A 1,055-nucleotide genomic window follows, 5' to 3' on the forward strand; every position below is an offset into this window, starting at 1 on the left:
CGAATATGAAAGGGAAAACCATCTTAAAGTGGATAAGTAATTGTCTTTCAACCCTGTTCATTATCCTGCTAGTTTGTGCTGTATTGATCGTCATTTCATCGCGGGCGGCAGGAGGGGAACCAAGCCTTTTTGGTTATCAACTAAAAACAGTATTATCTGGTTCGATGGAGCCAGAGATGCCGGTTGGTTCGATTATCTTCATCCAACTAGCTGAAAAAAAGGAAACGTTTAAAAGTGGTGATGTCATCACATTTAAAACCAAGGACGATATTCTTGTCACACACCGAATTATTGAGGTTCAAGATAGTGGTCAACGCTTTATTACAAAAGGTGACAATAATAATGGACCTGACGTAGAACCAGTCTTAGCCCAAAATGTTGTTGGAAAATATACGGGGTGGACGATCCCCTACTTAGGCTATGCCTTACATTTTGTGAATACAAAACAAGGAGCTGTCCTGATGTTGATCATACCTGGTCTTTTATTTCTGGGGCATGCTATATTCACCATTTGGCGTACACTGCGTCTGATTGAAGTTCCGAAAGAATCCAATCTTAAGGAAGAATAGAAGGATAAACTTGAATAAAAAATGGGGGAGAAAACGGATGAATATTAAAAAATAATTAAGTACAGGATTACTATCAGCGGTACTCGGGATTACATTAATTGGAGGTGGAACCTACGCCTATTTTAGTGATAGTGCGGAGGCAAACAATACCTTTGCCGCAGGTACATTGGATCTCTCTGTAAACCCTACACAGATTATTAAGGTCGATAACATGAAACCAGGGGACTCCTTTATACGTGATTTTGAACTACAAAATAATGGAACATTGGATATTGGAAAAGTATTATTAGATACCTCTTATACGGTGACAGACGCAAAGGGAGATAACACGGAAGACTTTGGTGAGCATATTGAAGTGGAATTTCTTTACAATGCGGACAAGCTTGATGAAGTCATTTACAAAACAACTTTAGCTAAGCTAAAAGACATGAAACCAGAGGTTATAAATGAAAAGGTTTTCGAACCGATTTTCGATAAAAAAGGCCT

The 1,055-nt window shown here is 38.7% G+C and carries 1 protein-coding gene and 1 pseudogene; both read left to right on the plus strand.

Annotation, left to right across the window (positions count from 1 at the left end):
• The first annotated feature begins 5 nt into the window (after positions 1–5).
• Positions 6–569 (plus strand): signal peptidase I SipW, encoded by a 564-nt coding sequence (gene sipW / locus MUB24_RS23030; RefSeq protein WP_244708081.1) that lies wholly within the window; start codon positions 6–8, stop codon positions 567–569.
• Positions 570–606: 37 nt separating this feature from the next.
• Positions 607–1,055, plus strand: a pseudogene (locus MUB24_RS23035) (TasA family protein); the annotation flags it as partial.

Origin of the sequence: Lederbergia sp. NSJ-179 (assembly GCF_022867885.1) — a bacterium.
Taxonomy (GTDB): Bacteria; Bacillota; Bacilli; order Bacillales; family Bacillaceae_C; genus Lederbergia.